Source organism: Bacteroides sp. 51, assembly GCF_010500965.1.
Taxonomy (GTDB): domain Bacteria; phylum Bacteroidota; class Bacteroidia; order Bacteroidales; family Bacteroidaceae; genus Bacteroides.
This window is the reverse complement of sequence record NZ_QVMI01000161.1, coordinates 1-326: the sequence shown is the minus strand read 5'-3', so window position 1 is coordinate 326 and position 326 is coordinate 1. Positions and strand designations below refer to the sequence as shown.

Here is a 326-nt window from a genome sequence, read left to right as displayed (position 1 = left end):
TTCAGCATCGGGTAGGCAAAGAACTACCACGTGCGTCCCCGAGGGACACCAACACTATCTCATTATCCCGCATCCTACCGACGCACACTTGGCGGCTAGCGCTTCTTCATTCAATGGGTCGTGCAGGAACATGATGTCGGCAATGCGGATAATCATATTAGTAAAAGCGATAAATACCAAAAATGATTGTAATATAGCCGTGTCAGTTTCAGCACTTAATAAAGGTTGTCCATATTGAATAACAAGTCAATAATACTCAAATTGGGAATGAAACCATGCCGTGCTTCAAAAACCTGGTAATAGGGTACAGGTATGAATTCCGGATC

General features: G+C 43.6%; 1 protein-coding gene. It reads right to left on the bottom strand.

The features are described 5' to 3' along the window. Positions 1-215: 215 nt before the first annotated feature. Positions 216-326, bottom strand: a 111-nt coding sequence (locus D0T87_RS23945) for a WbqC family protein (RefSeq protein WP_163178692.1), incomplete at its 5' end; no start/stop codon positions are given.